The organism is Bacteroides sp. AF25-38AC (genome assembly GCF_003602995.1).
Taxonomy (GTDB): Bacteria; Bacteroidota; Bacteroidia; order Bacteroidales; family Bacteroidaceae; genus Bacteroides; species Bacteroides uniformis.
This window is the reverse complement of sequence record NZ_QTMD01000005.1, coordinates 22,396-38,890: the sequence shown is the minus strand read 5'-3', so window position 1 is coordinate 38,890 and position 16,495 is coordinate 22,396. Positions and strand designations below refer to the sequence as shown.

21 protein-coding genes are annotated in these 16,495 nt (G+C 46.6%); 17 read left to right on the top strand and 4 right to left on the bottom strand.

Features of this window, described 5'->3' with window-relative positions:
• The first annotated feature begins 561 nt into the window (after positions 1 to 561).
• The 3 genes from DWY55_RS04810 to DWY55_RS04800 are packed head-to-tail and all read left to right on the top strand — an operon-like array spanning position 562 to position 2,467.
• Positions 562 to 1,356 carry a ParA family protein gene (locus DWY55_RS04810; RefSeq protein ID WP_005802628.1) on the top strand — a complete coding sequence of 265 codons (795 nt, stop codon included), beginning with the start codon at positions 562 to 564 and terminating at the stop codon, positions 1,354 to 1,356.
• An 8-nt stretch (positions 1,357 to 1,364) separates the two neighbouring features.
• Positions 1,365 to 1,814, top strand: a complete 450-nt coding sequence (locus DWY55_RS04805; protein WP_004288745.1) for a DUF3408 domain-containing protein — start codon at positions 1,365 to 1,367, stop codon at positions 1,812 to 1,814.
• On the top strand, positions 1,802 to 2,467 hold the full coding sequence (locus DWY55_RS04800) for a DUF4122 family protein (RefSeq protein WP_004288746.1): 666 nt from the start codon (positions 1,802 to 1,804) through the stop codon (positions 2,465 to 2,467). The genes DWY55_RS04805 and DWY55_RS04800 overlap by 13 nt, the downstream gene beginning before the upstream one ends.
• A gap of 95 nt (positions 2,468 to 2,562) precedes the next feature.
• Here the strand turns inward: DWY55_RS04800 and DWY55_RS04795 are convergent, their stop codons facing one another.
• Genes DWY55_RS04795 through DWY55_RS04780 form a run of 4 tightly spaced genes read right to left on the bottom strand, consistent with a single transcriptional unit; the run spans position 2,563 to position 4,952 of the window.
• Positions 2,563 to 2,934 carry a hypothetical protein gene (locus DWY55_RS04795; RefSeq protein WP_004288747.1) on the bottom strand — a complete coding sequence of 124 codons (372 nt, stop codon included), beginning with the start codon at positions 2,932 to 2,934 and terminating at the stop codon, positions 2,563 to 2,565.
• A 4-nt stretch (positions 2,935 to 2,938) separates the two neighbouring features.
• Positions 2,939 to 3,433, bottom strand: a complete 495-nt coding sequence (locus DWY55_RS04790) for a hypothetical protein (protein WP_133303481.1) — start codon at positions 3,431 to 3,433, stop codon at positions 2,939 to 2,941.
• Positions 3,434 to 3,438: 5 nt separating this feature from the next.
• On the bottom strand, positions 3,439 to 4,224 hold the full coding sequence (locus tag DWY55_RS04785; protein WP_115615976.1) for a hypothetical protein: 786 nt from the start codon (positions 4,222 to 4,224) through the stop codon (positions 3,439 to 3,441).
• A gap of 11 nt (positions 4,225 to 4,235) precedes the next feature.
• Positions 4,236 to 4,952, bottom strand: coding sequence for a hypothetical protein (locus DWY55_RS04780; RefSeq protein WP_004288750.1), 717 nt, complete (start codon positions 4,950 to 4,952; stop codon positions 4,236 to 4,238).
• 626 nt (positions 4,953 to 5,578) lie between these two features.
• On the opposite strand from DWY55_RS04780, the gene DWY55_RS04775 reads away from it, so the two are divergent.
• The 14 genes from DWY55_RS04775 to tssD all read left to right on the top strand — a co-directional run bounded on the left by DWY55_RS04775 (position 5,579) and on the right by tssD (position 16,493).
• Complete coding sequence (locus DWY55_RS04775) at positions 5,579 to 5,875, top strand: DUF4134 domain-containing protein (RefSeq protein WP_017142017.1); 297 nt, start codon at positions 5,579 to 5,581, stop codon at positions 5,873 to 5,875.
• 5 nt (positions 5,876 to 5,880) lie between these two features.
• Complete coding sequence (locus DWY55_RS04770) at positions 5,881 to 6,210, top strand: DUF4133 domain-containing protein (RefSeq protein WP_004288754.1); 330 nt, start codon at positions 5,881 to 5,883, stop codon at positions 6,208 to 6,210.
• A complete protein-coding gene (locus DWY55_RS04765; RefSeq protein ID WP_039952950.1) occupies positions 6,207 to 8,732 on the top strand; it encodes a TraG family conjugative transposon ATPase in 2,526 nt (841 codons plus the stop codon). The genes DWY55_RS04770 and DWY55_RS04765 overlap by 4 nt, the downstream gene beginning before the upstream one ends.
• Before the next feature lie 8 nt (positions 8,733 to 8,740).
• Entirely contained in the window at positions 8,741 to 9,097 is a 357-nt protein-coding gene (locus tag DWY55_RS04760) for a DUF3876 domain-containing protein (protein WP_039953020.1), read from the top strand.
• Positions 9,094 to 9,723: a DUF4141 domain-containing protein gene (locus DWY55_RS04755; protein ID WP_004288758.1), complete on the top strand. Its 630-nt coding sequence runs from the start codon at positions 9,094 to 9,096 to the stop codon at positions 9,721 to 9,723. The genes DWY55_RS04760 and DWY55_RS04755 overlap by 4 nt, the downstream gene beginning before the upstream one ends.
• A gap of 2 nt (positions 9,724 to 9,725) precedes the next feature.
• Entirely contained in the window at positions 9,726 to 10,739 is a 1,014-nt protein-coding gene (traJ, locus tag DWY55_RS04750) for a conjugative transposon protein TraJ (protein WP_004288759.1), read from the top strand.
• A gap of 122 nt (positions 10,740 to 10,861) precedes the next feature.
• On the top strand, positions 10,862 to 11,485 hold the full coding sequence (gene traK / locus DWY55_RS04745; protein ID WP_004288760.1) for a conjugative transposon protein TraK: 624 nt from the start codon (positions 10,862 to 10,864) through the stop codon (positions 11,483 to 11,485).
• On the top strand, positions 11,482 to 11,784 hold the full coding sequence (locus DWY55_RS04740; RefSeq protein WP_004288761.1) for a hypothetical protein: 303 nt from the start codon (positions 11,482 to 11,484) through the stop codon (positions 11,782 to 11,784). The genes traK and DWY55_RS04740 overlap by 4 nt, the downstream gene beginning before the upstream one ends.
• Entirely contained in the window at positions 11,735 to 13,042 is a 1,308-nt protein-coding gene (gene traM / locus DWY55_RS04735) for a conjugative transposon protein TraM (RefSeq protein WP_004288762.1), read from the top strand. Before DWY55_RS04740 ends, traM begins: the two co-directional genes overlap by 50 nt.
• Positions 13,043 to 13,092: 50 nt before the next feature.
• Positions 13,093 to 14,007, top strand: a complete 915-nt coding sequence (traN, locus tag DWY55_RS04730) for a conjugative transposon protein TraN (RefSeq protein WP_039952952.1) — start codon at positions 13,093 to 13,095, stop codon at positions 14,005 to 14,007.
• Entirely contained in the window at positions 14,004 to 14,591 is a 588-nt protein-coding gene (locus DWY55_RS04725) for a conjugal transfer protein TraO (RefSeq protein WP_004288764.1), read from the top strand. Before traN ends, DWY55_RS04725 begins: the two co-directional genes overlap by 4 nt.
• 20 nt (positions 14,592 to 14,611) lie before the next feature.
• Complete coding sequence (locus DWY55_RS04720) at positions 14,612 to 15,070, top strand: DUF3872 domain-containing protein (protein ID WP_004288765.1); 459 nt, start codon at positions 14,612 to 14,614, stop codon at positions 15,068 to 15,070.
• Complete coding sequence (locus tag DWY55_RS04715; RefSeq protein WP_007838806.1) at positions 15,067 to 15,546, top strand: glycoside hydrolase family protein; 480 nt, start codon at positions 15,067 to 15,069, stop codon at positions 15,544 to 15,546. The genes DWY55_RS04720 and DWY55_RS04715 overlap by 4 nt, the downstream gene beginning before the upstream one ends.
• A 218-nt stretch (positions 15,547 to 15,764) precedes the next feature.
• Complete coding sequence (gene tssD, locus DWY55_RS04710) at positions 15,765 to 16,493, top strand: type VI secretion system tube protein TssD (RefSeq protein WP_115615990.1); 729 nt, start codon at positions 15,765 to 15,767, stop codon at positions 16,491 to 16,493.
• The last annotated feature ends 2 nt before the right edge of the window (positions 16,494 to 16,495 follow it).

Here is a 16,495-nt window from a genome sequence, read left to right as displayed (position 1 = left end):
TTCGTCGGATTGCTGTGCGACGTTCACGACGCACTGTGGTCCGACGAAGTCAGTTCTTTTCCATCGTCTGATTCCGATTTTGCAAAATTAGACAGTGATAACCGATTGGTAAACAGCGCTTGATATGACATTTGATGACATCTGACGACATCTGATGTCAGGTAGGGGAAATGTTGGTGGAAGTTTCAAAAATAGCCGCTACTTTTGGCACAGTGCATGAGGGCATACATTGAAACATTGTCCTGTAAGGGGTATTGCTTGCCTGCCACAGGTGGTGCATGATGTGAATGCGGCATCATCCATATATGTGCAATGCCATATATGCTGCACGACAATCCTGCATGACGGAATACATTGCATCCGTGCAATGCAGTATGGGATACATTGAACCCCATATTGCATGAATGCAATGCACCTTATATGGCAATGCCCATCGGCAACCGGTATTACACTGGTGCAATATGGTATGCAATGTATTCATGCAAACCGGCAAACAATGCGTCATTGCCATATACCAACGGATGCATTGCCGTGTGATGAAACAAAAAAATCCTGACAGATATAAAACAAATTATACACTCTAAATTCAAGCCTATGAAGAAAGAACCTTTATTTGTCGCTTTGAGCAACCAGAAAGGCGGTGTGGGAAAATCCACGTTCACGGTATTGCTCGCCAGTTACTTCCATTACCTGAAGGGGTATAACGTACTGGTGGTGGATTGTGATTATCCACAGCACAGCATCAGTACCATGCGGAACTGGGAAGTGGGAAACATTGAAAAGAACGTGCATCTGCAAAACCAGCTGGTGGAACAGTTCGGAGCAAGCGGCAGGAAAGCCTACAGCATCCTGAACTCCACTCCGGAAGAAGCCCGGGAAACGGCCGGACGCTTTCTTGAAAAGTCGGAGCTGGATTATGACCTTGTCCTTTTTGACCTTCCGGGCACCGTAAATGTGCCCGGTGTATTCCAGTCCGTAATCAATATGGATTATGTATTCACTCCCATCACGCAGGAAAGAATGGCAATGCGGAGCAGCATGTCTTTTGTCCTTGCCATCCGGGAATACATGCACCGGCATAAGGATGTACCCTTGCGTGGTATCCATATGTTCTGGAACCGGATGGACAAACGTGTTTCCAAAGACCTGTATAACGGCTATACTGAAATTTTCCGTTCGCTGAAATTGCCGGTACTGGAAACCGTCATTCCCAGTGCAGAACGTTACAAAAAAGACTCCGGAATGAAAGGGCCTCTGTTCCGCAGCACTTTGTTCCCTCCATCTTCCTCCGCAATGAAAGGAAGCAGTCTGGACCTGCTGGCAGCGGAAATAGAAACCATACTGAAACTTCAATAAAAACAATTATGACCACCAAAAGAAGAACGGATTACCAAGTGGACGAGGAGGCATTGAAACGCATGATGGCAGGAGATGTGACCGCTTTGGAAAGAACGGTTCCTCCGGAAGAGGAGCCGGAAACAAAAAGTCAGGCTGGACCTTGTCCGGAGAAACAGGAGAAGAAAAGCGGTTCTTCCAGACAGCAAATAAAAAAAACACCGGATGGAGCGGCTGATTCAGATGAATACCGGAGCCGGTTTCTGAAAGTGAAACTGTCGGGAGCAAGAAGGCAGACCTATATTAACGATACATTGTACAGGACTGTTGCCAAAGTATTGCCGGTCATTGCACCGGAAATGTCTGTCCCCATGTTTTTAGGGAGTGTACTGTCAGACCATCTGGAAAGGTATCAGCATATCATCAATGAAATATATAATCAAGAAGCAACTCAAAAGCCAATAGAATGGAAGAAATAGTTTATTTATCAATACGGTTCGGCTGTACCGCTTATCTGTTATATAAGGTATGGAAACAAAAAGAGAGAATAGGTAAAATCTGTGATCTGCTTTATACTCCCCGCAATCGGCCACAAGCAGAAAAAGACAACGGTGAACCGGGAAATGCACAGGATGTGATGGGAGCTACCCGCTTTGTCTATCTGGACGAGAATGCCGGGAAGACCGTCGCCCCTTACATGAGCCAGCAACTGGAAACCGGAAGTGATTTTATCGGAGCGGATAAGGATATTCCGGAAGATGAAGTGGAATGCAAACTGCCTTTGGAGGAGATGAGAATGCTGAAAGAAGAACAGGAGGAACTGGACAGCCGCTCTCCCGAAACGGAAGCCATTGCTCCGATGGTTACTCCTGCTGACCTGCTCAATGTAGGCGATGTGCTGCTTAACCTGAATGGTGCCGGCTCGGACGAGAACAAATCATACAGGGCGGCCATGACACTGCATTCCATCCGGGAAACGGACATGTTTGAACTGTTCTCCTCCCAGGTGGAGAACAAGAAGCTGATTGAGGAACTGATGGGGAAGTATGTGGATAAGGAGGGGAATGCGTTGCCTTTGAAAAGAGAGAGAAAAGAAAATCCAGTTGATTACGAATGGAGGCAGTTTCTTTAAAGTGAAGTAATAGAATAGTGGATACTTTAAAATCATCCCCACCATAGAAAAATATATCTGCGATGGGGATGAATAATACTGATTTTATTATTATGTCATTGACAAAAAGGACATTTTATTAAATTATCAGGAGAATCTGGATGTGTTATATTTAATAACTTGCCCCTATCTCCTCCAAAGTCATGATAATTCTTGCATTCTTTAATATATGCTTCTATAGGAGTATCTGCATAGCTGAATTTAAACCATTCATAACGATATTTTGCAGGATTTTTTTTGTTGTCTATTAACCCAAGCATTATTTTAGTGTGTAAGTTTGTGTCCGAACGTCCTACATATCTTACGATAAACACTCCCTTATCATTTAAATACCCAAATGCATAATTACCAATTCTTCCGAATTCTACATTAGCATTTATTTCATGCTCTGTTAAGAGGTAGGGTCCGACCATGTTTAGTGATGCCATAGTTTTACCATTTTAAACTTGTTCTTAATTTGTCCTTCACTTGTATTGGAGTGATTTTATTTTCCTGCTTATATCTTTCAAGTAACTTTTTCACTTCACTTGCAGAACAAATTCTTCTATTATTTACATTTTTTGCAAGTTCTGTTAAATGGTCCGCCAGATATCCGAGTCTCCAATAGTCTAAATCTATTAGATCTCGGTGTTTAGTCAAAATTTGACTATCCAGCCCTGCAGCAACACCCACTTGCTCATCAGATATTTTAATATCCATTTTATCTAAATCTTCTTCTTTCAAAAGAAAATAGCTTAGTTTACTTACTGAATCCCGATTTAAGGCTAATGCTACAATGGCATCGTTTATATCTTCCTGAGTATCGGCTTTCCAAACACTCAATTTGTTATCAGTAGTACGTAAGTCACCAATAGCATCACCACAGATATAATAGTCTTTTCGGTTGACAGCTTTTGAACCATCCCACTTACTTATTCCAGAAATCATTCGTATTAGCATGGTCGCAATTCTTCATTTAATTCTGATTCAATTTGTTTTGCATAGTCACAAAGCCAAGAAGAGTTAAATGATGGAGCAGTTTCTATGGCTATTAAACAATTTCGAGTTCTCCATTGCTCTATTACCATTAATGCCGCTTCTTGCGTTTTAGAGTGAGAATCGGATAACCCCGCTTTTACCATTGTTAATAACATATCTGTATCTTCCTTTTCTACAGTCATTCCTATAATACGTAATAGCCCTGCTAAAACATCAATATCTTTCTGGTTATTTGAATAAATAGAATGTAACCATAAATAAGTTACAAATCTATTCGTTTTAATATAACCTTCTACCTCTTTAATTATATCATTTTCTACACCATCCTCAAAATCTATATGTTGCAGTGTCCATACAAATGTTTGAGTCCGTTTAGATAATGATGAATGAAATTCTTCATTCATTCTATTTAAATCAGCGCTACTTGTAGAATCTTTAGACGTTCTGCGTATTATTTGACCGCTTGAAATATTATCACTGTTTGCGCTAGAAGCACATTTTTCATTTATCCTATCTTCGGCATCCTGTGCTATATATTGAGAAGAACCTATTGGCAATTTGTTTAGCCAAAACATATCAGGAAGTGCAGGACACTTTATATCAAATGATTTTAAAGCACCTTTGGATATGTCACTTAAATAGTTTTCCCAAAAATCTGTTGGATATTCAAGGGCAGACTGAAATTGTAATTGTGGCTCTGTAAATCTTTTAGTATAATCATATAGTGAGGTTACTTCCATATCTATATCTATTATTCTCCAATATACCACAACAAGAATTCAGAGCAAAATCCTGCTCCTTTTTGAAAGAAATCACTAGTTGCATTAGTGTCAAAAGAATACTCAGGATTTACAAACGTGTTAATATCAAAATCTACCATATTTACCTCTTGGATAGTATTTATACCGTTAACAACTACGATAGGAGTAGCTACATAAAACTTAGATAAATAATTTACAATGAACTGTTTCCCGTTAATTTCCTCATCAACGCGAAAGACTTGTGAAAAATCACAATTATCCACTTTCGATTCTTTGAATGTGTTCTTTGCGTAGATTTTATTGACAAAATTCTTAAATAAAGTAGTATCACCTTTATATTCAAGAGTGGGGGCAATGGCTAAACGGCTTGCTCTCATCCCTGTAATTTCCATAATTCTCTTAAATATCTGATTACAATTATTTGCAAGTGTAGATACTATATCTTGAGTATATTCAATATTTGTATTAATAATATAGTCTACTTTTTGTGCTTGAAACACTATTCGTATATTATCATCAGGAGAAGACAAAATCCAATCCCCAGGAGAGAGTAGCATACCTTTTATTACTTGTGGGGTATCAGAAATAACGGAAGGGATATAATTAGGCAACATCGTTTGTATGGCTGAAATAAATTCCCAATTAAACGTTATCTGTGGCATAAACACACTTCCACGTAATCCTCTTATGATAAAATTCTGTTTCATAATATTCTATATATCAAATCTATATTAGTAAATCACTACCTGCGTATATTTATAATATCGTATTATATTATACAAATATACTCTTTTCCCCCAATTTACCATTATGTAATATTCTTGAAGCCTATTTTTTTTGATTTTTTATATTTAATAAATCATTCTTTCCACGATGTTGTAAACGCACAAGTCATAAAATTTCATTTTGAATAAATTGAAAATTTCACAAATGTGCAACATATTTGGAAAAAGGAAAGACAACAAAAAATTGAAGGTAAAACTACCTGTTTTATAAATATTTTGACTAAGCTCTTTTTAGAATAATAATTAGGGAGTTAGAAAAACATGTGAATTCATTTAAATAGTGAACTGAAAAAAACTGAAATAGGTGAACTCATTAACGGCAAACACATATAGTTAGATAGTAATATAATTAACGCAAATAACATATATGGCAGTCTATCAATACATACCGTTGAATTGGTAAATAAGTAAACATATACATACAATGACGCAATGAGACATCTGATGACATTTGATGACATCTGATGACACATCTGAATCATAGCGCATTATCCCCATTTATCTTTGTTGTCGAATTCAAATTTATGTCTTACCCAAACGATTCGACAATGAAAAGAAGAATCCTTTTTTCTGTGATGTGTGCGGTCATCGCCGCAAACACCTTTGCGCAGGGCCAGGGCCTTGCGGGTATCAACGAGGCAACCAGCCTCATGACCTCGTATTTCGATCCCGCCACCAAACTATGCTATGCCATCGGTGCGGTGCTTGGTCTGGTAGGCGGTATCAAGACCTATGGCAAATTTTCCAGCGGAGACCCCGACACTTCGAAAACCGCCGCTAGCTGGTTCTTTGCCTGTATCTTTCTGATCGTAGCCGCCACCATCTTACGTTCCTTCTTCCTCTAAAGCCTATGGAATATCCGGTAAACAAAGGTGCCGGCAACCCCGTCGAGTTCAAAGGACTCAAGTCGCAATACCTGTTCGTCTTTGCCGGAGGGCTTGCGATGGTGCTCCTTATGGTAGTCTTTCTTTACCTGACGGGGGTGGACCAATGGATATGCTTATCCTTCGGAATCCTGTCCGGCAGCCTGTTGGTGTGGGTGATATTCCGTTTGAATGCCCGTTACGGTGAACACGGGCTGATGAAGCTGCTGGCTGAAAAACGACATCCACGCTATCTGATTCACCGCAAGAGAGTTTTCAGATTATTCACAAGAAGAAGAAAAAAACAACAATCATGAGAAATGTATTAAAGGCGGAAACGCTGGAACGCAGATTCCCCCTGCTGTCGGTAGAAAACGGCTGTATCGTGAGCAAGGATGCCGACCTGACCGTGGCTTTCGAAGTGGAACTGCCCGAACTGTACACGGTAACGGCGGACGAGTATGAGGCCATGCACTCCTCCTGGATCAAAGCCGTGAAGGTATTGCCGGAACATAGTGTCGTCTGCAAACAGGACTGGTTCGTCAAGGAAACCTACCGTCCGAAGACCGATGACGGAGAACAGAGCTTCCTGACACGCAGCTATGAGCTGCATTTCAATGAAAGACCTTACCTGAATCACAAATGCTACCTGTTCCTGACGAAGACAACCCGCGAACGCAGCCGCCGGAAGAGTGACTTCAATACCCTTTGCCGGGGATTCCTGTTGCCCAAAGAGATAACCGACAAGGATGCTGCCGCCCGCTTTCTTGAGGCGGTGGAACAGTTCGAGCGTATTATGAATGATTCCGGACATATAAGGCTTCGCCGTCTGGAAACAGACGAAATCACCGGTACGAAGGAACATCCCGGACTGGTGGAAAAATACTTTTCCCTCTCGCTGGAGGATGAGACCGCCGTATTGCAGGACATCTGCCTCAAGCCCGGCAGGATGCGCATCGGTGACAAACGCCTCTGCCTGCATACCCTTTCCGATACGGAAGACCTGCCCGGCAGACTTTCCACGGACATGCGCTACGAGAGGATGTCCACGGACCGCAGCGACTGCCGCCTCTCCTTTGCCGCACCCGTAGGACTGCTGCTGTCATGCAACCACATCTATTCACAATACGTGTTCATCGACGATGCACAGGAAATCCTGCAGATGATGGAGAAAAACTCGCGCAATATGCTCTCGTTGTCAAAATACAGCCGGAGCAATGCCGTTAACCAGGAGTGGACGGAGATGTATCTTGATGAGGCACATACCAAAGGAGTGCTTCCCGTCAGATGCCACTGCAACGTCATCGCCTGGGCGGAGGATGCGGAAGAGTTCCGCCGCATCAGGAACGACACGGGCAGCCAGCTGGCCATGATGGAATGCACGCCAAGGTATAACACCATTGACACACCGGTCATCTATTGGGCGGGAATCCCCGGAAATGCAGGCGACTTTCCATCCGAAGAATCCTTTTATACCTTCCTGGAACAGGCCGTATGCCTCTTTGCCGGAGAGACCAATTACAGGAGCTCGCCCAGTCCGTTCGGAATCCGGCTGGCAGACCGCCAGAACGGGATACCGGTGCATGTGGATATTTCCGACCTGCCCATGAAGCGAGGAATCATCACCAACAGAAACAAGTTCATCCTCGGGCCTTCGGGCAGCGGAAAATCCTTTTTCACCAACCACCTTGTCCGCCAATACTACGAACAGGGAGCGCATATCCTGCTGGTGGACACAGGAAACAGCTACCAGGGGTTGTGCAGGATGATCCATGACCGTACCAACGGGAAGGACGGGATTTACATCACGTATGAAGAGGACAATCCGATATCCTTCAACCCGTTCTACACCGAATCCGGAAAATTCGATGTGGAGAAGCGTGACAGTATCAATACACTGATACTGACCTTGTGGAAACGGGAAGACGAGTCGCCGAAACGTTCGGAGGAGGTCGCTCTTTCCGGAGCAGTGAACGCCTATATCCGAAAGATTTCGGAGAACCGGAACATCAGACCGGACTTCAACGGTTTCTATGAGTTTGTCGCCGATGACTACAGAAGAATGATTGAAGAGAAAAAGGTGCGTGAGAAGGATTTTGACATTGACGGTTTTTTGAACGTTCTGGAACCGTTCTACCGGGGCGGAGACTATGACTTCCTGCTGAACTCCGACAAGGAACTGGACCTGACAGGCAAACGGTTCATCGTATTCGAACTGGACAATATCAGCAGCAACAAAGTGCTTCTTCCGGTGGTGACACTGATCATTATGGAAACTTTCATCGCCAAGATGCGCAGGCTCAAAGGTATCCGTAAGATGATATTGATAGAGGAATGCTGGAAAGCCCTGATGTCCGCCAATATGAGTGAATACATCAAGTACCTTTTTAAGACCGTCAGAAAATATTTCGGTGAGGCTGTGGTGGTGACACAGGAGGTGGACGACATCATCAGCTCCCCGATAGTGAAAGAGGCCATCATCAACAACTCTGACTGCAAGATACTGCTTGACCAGCGGAAATACATGAACAAGTTCGAGCACATCCAGCGGCTGCTCGGTCTGACCGAGAAAGAGAAAGGGCAGATTCTTTCCATCAACCAGGCGAACCATCCCGGGCGCTTCTACCGGGAAGTATGGATAGGGCTTGGAGGAACCTGCTCGGCAGTATATGCCACGGAAGTGAGCGAGGAAGAATACTTCACGTTCACGACCGAGGAGTCGGAGAAACTGGAAGTACAACGGATTGCCGGAGGACCGGAGGGCAGTCTGGAAGGAGCCATCCGCCGTCTGGCGGAGAAAAAGCGAGAGGAACAGAAACAGGTATCAAACCCGAAATGAAAACGATTATGAGAAACAGACCCCTTATGAGGCTGGCGGTATGTCTGATAAGCATGGCCGCCATGATATTGCAGAGCTGTTCGGAAAGCGGTATCGACCGCGACAAGATCTGCGGAACGTGGACCAGCGTGGAAGGCAGACCTGACGTGCTGGTATACAAGGAAGGAGAATGCTATAAAGTGACGGTGTTTTCCCATAGCGGGAGAACCCGAAGGCTGAAGCCGCAGACTTACCTGCTGGTGGAAGAAAACGGAAACCTGTTTGTCAATACGGGCTACCGTGTCGATGTGTCCTACAATGAGGCAGCCGACGTGCTGACATTCTCACCGGGCGGAGACTATGTAAGGAAGGAGGAACGGGCATGAAGGCAAGAACGCTTCTGATCGGAACGGCATTTGTACTGGGCGTTACCGGAGCACGCGCCCAATGGGTGGTGACAGATCCCGGCAATCTGGCCCAAAGCATCATAAACATGTCGGACAATATCGCCCATACCTCAAAGACGGCAGTCAATACGGCAGAAAGCTTTGCCGAGACAGTAAAGATCTATGAGCAGGCCAAGAAATATTACGACCAGCTGAAATCGGTCAACAACCTGATACAGGATGCCCGCAAGGTGCGTGACATCATCCTGATGGTGGGCGACGTGTCCGACATCTATGTAACCAACTTCGGCAAGATGATGAACGATGAAAACTTCTCACCGCGCGAACTGGACGCCATCGCCTTCGGTTACACCCGCCTGCTGGAAGAGAGCAACGGCGTGTTGCAGGACCTGAAACAGGTTATCAATGTCAGTACCCTGTCCATGACCGACAAGGACCGTATGGACGTGGTGGACAACTGCTATTACGAGATGCGCCGTTACCGCAACCTTGTGAGCTATTATACGAACAAGAACATAGCCGTAAGCTACCTCAGGGCCAGAAAGAAGAACGACCTGGAACGTGTGATGCGGCTCTATGGGAATGAAACCTCCAAATACTGGTAGCCATGATGCCGTTGTCGATAGATTTTGCCAACCTGCACACCATACTGGCAACCCTGTATGACGAGATGCTTCCCCTTTGCGAGGACATGATGGACGTGGGCAAGGGACTTGCCGGACTGGGTGCGTTGTTCTACGTTGCCGTCCGTGTATGGCAGTCGATGGCACGTGCCGAACCGATAGATGTCTATCCCCTGCTGCGTCCCTTTGCCATAGGCATCTGCATCCTGCTCTTTCCCACGCTAGTGCTCGGCACGCTGAACAATATTCTCAGTCCCATCGTGCAGGGCACACACAAGATGCTCGAAGGGCAGACGATGGATATGGAACAGTACCGGAACCAAAAGGAGGAACTGGAAAAGGAGGCCATGCTCCGCAATCCCGAAACAGCATATCTGGTAAGTGACGAGGAGTTTGACCGTCAGCTGGATGAACTGGGCTGGTCAACCATAGATACCGCCTCCCGGCTGGGCATGTATGTGGAAGTCGGGATGTATAATCTGGAAAAGAAGATCCGGGACGCATTCCGCAGCCTGCTGGAGCTGATATTCGCAGCGGCATCGCTGCTGATAGACACCGTGAGGACTTTTTTCCTGGTCGTACTCTCGATACTGGGACCGGTAGCGTTCGCCTTCAGTGTATGGGACGGATTCCAGTCCACGCTCGGACAGTGGTTCACGAGATATATTTCCGTTTACCTGTGGCTTCCGGTCAGCGACCTGTTCAGCACCCTGCTTGCCAAGCTTCAGGTACTGATGCTTCAGAATGACATTCAGGAACTGCAGAACAATCCGGACTACTCGATAGACAACTCGAACAGTGTCTACATCATCTTTATGCTGATTGGGATTATCGGATACTTCACCGTGCCTACGGTAGCAGGCTGGATAGTGCAGGCAGGCGGTGCCGGAAACTTCAGCCGTAACCTGAACCGTACAGCCACCAAGACAGGTGGCCTTGCAGCCGGAGCAGGCGGTGCCGTATTGGGGAATATCGGAGGCAGGCTGAGGGGCAAATAAACCCTGCGGAGCCTCCTTCCCATGAGTCGGGCAACCCAAGATGACGGGTCCGGTGACTTGTCGGAACGGGATGTCCCGTCATACCGGAAATATTTATTCATTCAAACCAGACATCAAAAAAAATGGAATTCAAGTCATTGACAAACATTGAGAGCAGCTTCAAGCGCATCCGCCTGATGTTGGCGGTCTTTGCCTGCTGCTGTGCGCTCGTTACCGGATATGCGCTGTGGAGCTCATACCGCTTTGCCGAGAAGCAACGCGAGAAAATCTATGTGCTTGACGGGGGTAAATCGCTGATGATGGCCCTTTCGCAGGACCTCTCACAGAACAGGCCTGCCGAGGCGCGGGAACATGTAAGGCGCTTTCACGAACTGTTTTTCTCGCTCTCACCCCAGAAGGATGCCATCGAGCACAATATCAACCGTGCCCTGCAACTGGCAGACAAGAGTGCCTATCACTACTATGTGGATTTTGCCGAAAGAGGGTATTACAACCGCCTGATTTCAGGCAACATCAACCAGGTGGTGCATGTGGACAGCGTGGTGTGCGACTTTGCCGCCTACCCTTACAAGGTGCGGACATATGCCCGGCAGCTGATTATCCGTGAAAGCAACGTGACCGAGCGCAGCCTCGTAACTTCCTGCTCGCTTCAAAACACAGGACGTTCGGATGACAATCCCAACGGATTCATTATCGAGCAGTTTACCGTGCTGGAGAATAAGGACATAAGAAGTGCGGAACGATGAGGGGAAAACGCGGATTCTTCGGCCATGCGGACAGCCGGGTACGGCTGTTCTGCCGGCGGCTGACAGGAAAGCAGCGCATCCTTCTGGCAGGCACGGCCTCGTTCCTGCTTGCTGCCTCCTGCCTGTACTCGATTCTCTCCTGTGTATCCCGTTTCGGGGAGCCGGGCCAAAGACCGGCAATGGGACATATCCGTTCCGTCGTGTTCCGGCCGGAAAGAACAAGAAACATTCATTCAAACATCCATAAACATGAAAATGGACTTTCAGAAAATCAGGGAATGGCTCGGAGTGTCAAATGACAAGCCGCTGACTCCCGAAGAGAAGCGCCGGCGCGCAAAGTATATTGTCTATCCGTTTTTCTGCCTGCTGTGCATGGGGTTCCTCCTGCTGGTATTCAGCCCGTCGGAAAAGGAGAAGGCGGAAATGGAAAAAGGCAGGGGTTTCAACGTGGAGATGCCTTCACCGGAAGATTCGGAAATGGAGGGCAACAAGGTAAGCGCCTACGAGCAGGAAGCACTGGCAAAAAAGGAAAAATGGCGCAGGGGAACCTTCCAGGAAATGTCCGAACTGCTCAACAAGGACGGTCAGGATACTGCCGGTCTTACCGCAGGAAAAGCAAACATGGAACTTCCGCCGGAACCGGAAAAGGGGAAAGCCCCCGGCTCCATCCGTTCCTCTGCAGAAGCCTACCGGAATATGAACCGTTCGCTGGGCACTGTATATACCCGGAATGAAAATCAGCCAAACGCCGATCTGCTCCGCCGTATTGAGGATCTGGAAAAAGAAAGGAAGCCGGCGGAAGAACAGGCGGAAGGCCAGACCCTGGAAGAAAAGATGGCTCTGCTGGAAAAGTCCTACGAGCTGGCTGCCCGCTACAACGGGAAAGAGCTGGATGCTTCCTCTACGACCAATGCCCCAAACAGCCGGAAAGAACGGACGGCTGTCCGGCCTGTAAAACGGGTACAGAACCGGATGGTGTCATCACTGGCCCAGCCTGCAGGCAATGAAGACATTGCTTCCGGATATGCAGGCGAGAGAAATACCGGCTTCCACACCCCGGTAGGCAAAATGCCATCTTCCGGCAGGAATACCATCGCCGCCTGTGTGCATGGCACGCAGACCGTATCTGACGGACAGGCACTGCGTATCCGCCTGCTTGAGCCGATGGCAGTGGACGATCTCCTTATCCCAAAAGGTACGGTACTGGTCGGCGGCACACGTGTCGAGGGGGAACGGATGGGAATCCTGATCGAGACAGTGGAGTACAGGGGCACGCTGTTTCCGGTGGAACTCGAAGTGTATGACGCTGACGGGCAGCAGGGAATCCTTGTACCGAACTCGATGGAGTATGATGCCGCACGTGAGATTGCCGCCGGCATGGGCACCTCTATAGGAAGCAGCATCAATATCTCAACGGATGCCGGAGCGCAGATTGCCTCGGATGTGGGCAAGGGGGTGATACGGGGTGTGTCACAATATGTGGGCAAGAAGATGCGCACGGTGAAAATCACCCTGAAGGCCGGGCATCGGCTGTTGCTGCATTCTCCTGAAAAATGAAGGAGGAAAGGAAATCAACCATTTATTCACCAATCAACCAAGAAACACACATGAAGAAGATTCTGATGATGCTTGCCCTGATTGCGGGCACAGTGGCTGCATACGCGCAGCAGAGCAACGGGGATTATTATGAAGGACTGAGCCGCAAGATCGGATTCAGCCGGATGATTCCCCCGCACGGTCTGGAAATCACATATGACAAGACCGTACATATTATTTTTCCCTCTCCCGTGAGATATGTGGACCTGGGTTCGCCCAATCTGATAGCGGGCAAGGCGGACGGTGCGGAAAATGTGATCCGTGTGAAGGCAACCCGGAAACATTTCCGGAGCGAGACAAACATGAGCGTAATTACCGAAGACGGCAACTTCTATACATTCAACGTCAAGTATGCCGACGAGCCTTTGCTGCTGAATGTGGAAATGTGCGACTTCATCCATGACGGAGAGGCCGTGAACCGTCCGAACAATGCGATGGAAATCTACTTGCAGGAACTCGCCGGGGAGTCTCCCCGTCTGGTACGGCTGATCATGAAATCCGTGTATGAACAGAACAAACGCAAGGTCAAGCACATCGGCTGCAAACGGTTCGGAGTGCAATATCTGCTTAAAGGACTTTATGCGCACGGCGAACTGATCTATTTCCATACCGAAGTGAAGAACGCCACGAACGTGCCTTTCGACGTGGACTTCGTGACCTTCAAGATCGTGGACAAGAAAATCATGAAACGTACCGCCATGCAGGAACAGGTCATCTATCCGCTTCGTGCCTTCAACTATGTGACCCGTGTGGACGGGAAGAAGAACGAGCGGACGGTGTTTGCCCTGCCCAAGTTCACCATTCCCGACGACAAGAAGCTGATAGTGGAAATGTATGAGAAGCAAGGCGGCCGGCATCAGTCCTTTGATGTGGAGAATGAGGACCTGGTACGCGCAGAAACCGTCAATGAACTGAAAGTCAGATGAACGCCATGAAAAGAAACTTCCTCTTTATTATCCTCCTGCTTGCCCTCTTTACGGGGCAGGCAGAAGCCCAACGCCGCCTGCCGGGAATGAAAGCCGTCCGCTTCACCACTGAAATGACCGACGGATTTTACAGCCGGGCAAACCGTCACGATGCAGGCTATGCCTTCTCGCTGGCTGTATCCACCTGTACCGGGAACGGAAACCAGTGGATGTTTGGCGGTGAGATGCTGAAACGTAACATCCCTTACCGGAGTACGCATATACCCTTGTCGCAATATACGGGGGAAGGCGGTTATTACCATACGTTTTTTTCCACCCCCGGCAAGTCCTTCTTCCTGAACCTCGGCGCTTCCGCCCTGTTGGGCTATGAGACCGTGAACGAAGGAGACCGGCTGCTGGATGACGGAGCCGTTTTGCAGCAATGCGAGTCTTTCATCTATGGCGGCGCGGTAACGCTGGAAGCGGAAGGCTACCTGTCCGACAGGGTTGTCCTGCTGGTGCGTCTGCGTGAGCGTTTCGTATGGGGCAGTGCCTCGGGGATCTGCCACTTCCAGTATGGAATCGGAGTAAAATACATTTTCTAACCTTAAAAGAATACATACCTATGAAAAGAAAAATCCTTGATTTTATGCTGACAGCCTGCTGTATGGCATTCTCCTTTCTTGGTCTTGTTGCTTGTGACAATGAGCTGGATATCAGACAGGAATACCCGTTTACGGTAGAAACCATGCCGGTAGCGGATGAGATTACCGATGGGGAGACTGTGGAAATCCGGCTGGAAATCAAGCCGGAAGGGAACTTTGCCGGAACCGTCTATACGCTAAGGTATTTCCAGCCGGACGGCAAGGGCAGTCTGAAGATGGAGGACGGAACGGTACTGAAGCCCAATGACCGTTATCTGCTGAACGAATGGAAATTCCGTCTTTACTATACTTCGCAAAGCGGCAAGGAATCCCAGACCATAGACCTCTATCTTGAAGATAATTGGGGGAATCTGCAACAATTGACATATGATTTTAATGGAAAGGATACGGATGAAGAAAATAACAAGGAGGCTGCATGAAAAGAATACCGGCTGTTATGATCTTTCTGTTACTTGTCTTGTACGGCAAGGCGGAAAATCCCCCGTCTGACAAAGATAAGGCGGTAGCCTGCATCAAGCGGTGGGAAGGCTGGCACCGGGGGAAAATGCCTTACATCGGTTACGGACACCGCCTGCTTCCCCACGAGACGCTGACCGAGAACCTGAGTGAGGCACAGGCAGACTCACTTTTGAGATGCGACCTTGAACGGTGTTTGAAGGTATTCCGAAAATATGGGAAAGACTCGCTCCTTTTAAGTCTGTTAGGCTTTAATGTAGGCTGTTACCGTCTGATCGGCAACGGCAAGATACCTAAAAGCAAACTGATTCAGAAACTGGACAGCGGCAACCGGGATATTTACAGGGAATATGTATCGTTCCGCTGTTATCGGGGGAAAGTCATTCCAAGCATAGAGAGAAGAAGAAAAGAGGAGTTTGAACTGTTCTATATACCGTAGATTGCTTACTGATAAAGGTTTGGTTGTTACGAGACAACCGAACCTTTTTTATTTGTCCGGCATGTTACATCCTGAACAGGTGTTGTATTTTAATGTAACCGAAAGACATAAAATGTGTTATTGAGCATATGGTGCATAAAAAATGCTCTGTGAACATTGTCTTTCTTGATTTTTTGCTAAGTTTGAGATGTAATGTCAAATGCATAAAACAAGTCGTCATGAATTCAGAAATAATATTGGAAATAAATGGCTACAAATGCAATCTACTAAAGTATAAATACTGTTTTTCCCGTAATATAGACCGTGAAGGAAGACCTGTAACAGGAGTGTTAGGAGGAAACATATATATAGAAATGGAATCTAATGGCAGCAATTGTATTTTGGATATGATGCTTGTTGATACGGACCGGCAGCGTCCCGCTTTCTTTTCTCATGTAGAACATTTTCCGGTTTGGGGGAAGATACTGCATAGCATAGATGACATGATGTTTCGTGAACTTGCTTTTGATGAAGCGTATCTTTATTATCATGAGGAGAGTATGAGTGCGGAGGGAAACGCTCCTATGATTACTCGTTTCCTCATATCTCCAACAAGACTGGATATCAATAGAACCATTCGACTGGATAGAAGGATGGATACGACAGACGGATTCTGGTGGGAGGAATATAAAGAGGATGAATTTGTTAAAACTGTTAGAATATGTGATAATACCCCACTCATTATTGATGCTTTTTGGATTGATAAATCAGGAAATAAATGTAGAGAATTTCCTATTGGTCAGTCTGTGAAACTACATATACAGCTTGCAGAGTTTACAGCAGGAGATTATTTAAAATTTGATTTTAAAGATGAAGCAGGTGAAGGAGTACACCACGCTTCTGTTTCCGGAACTGTAGATAAAGATGGTTTTGTAATTATAGAAAACTTTGAATTAAAGAAAAAATAACT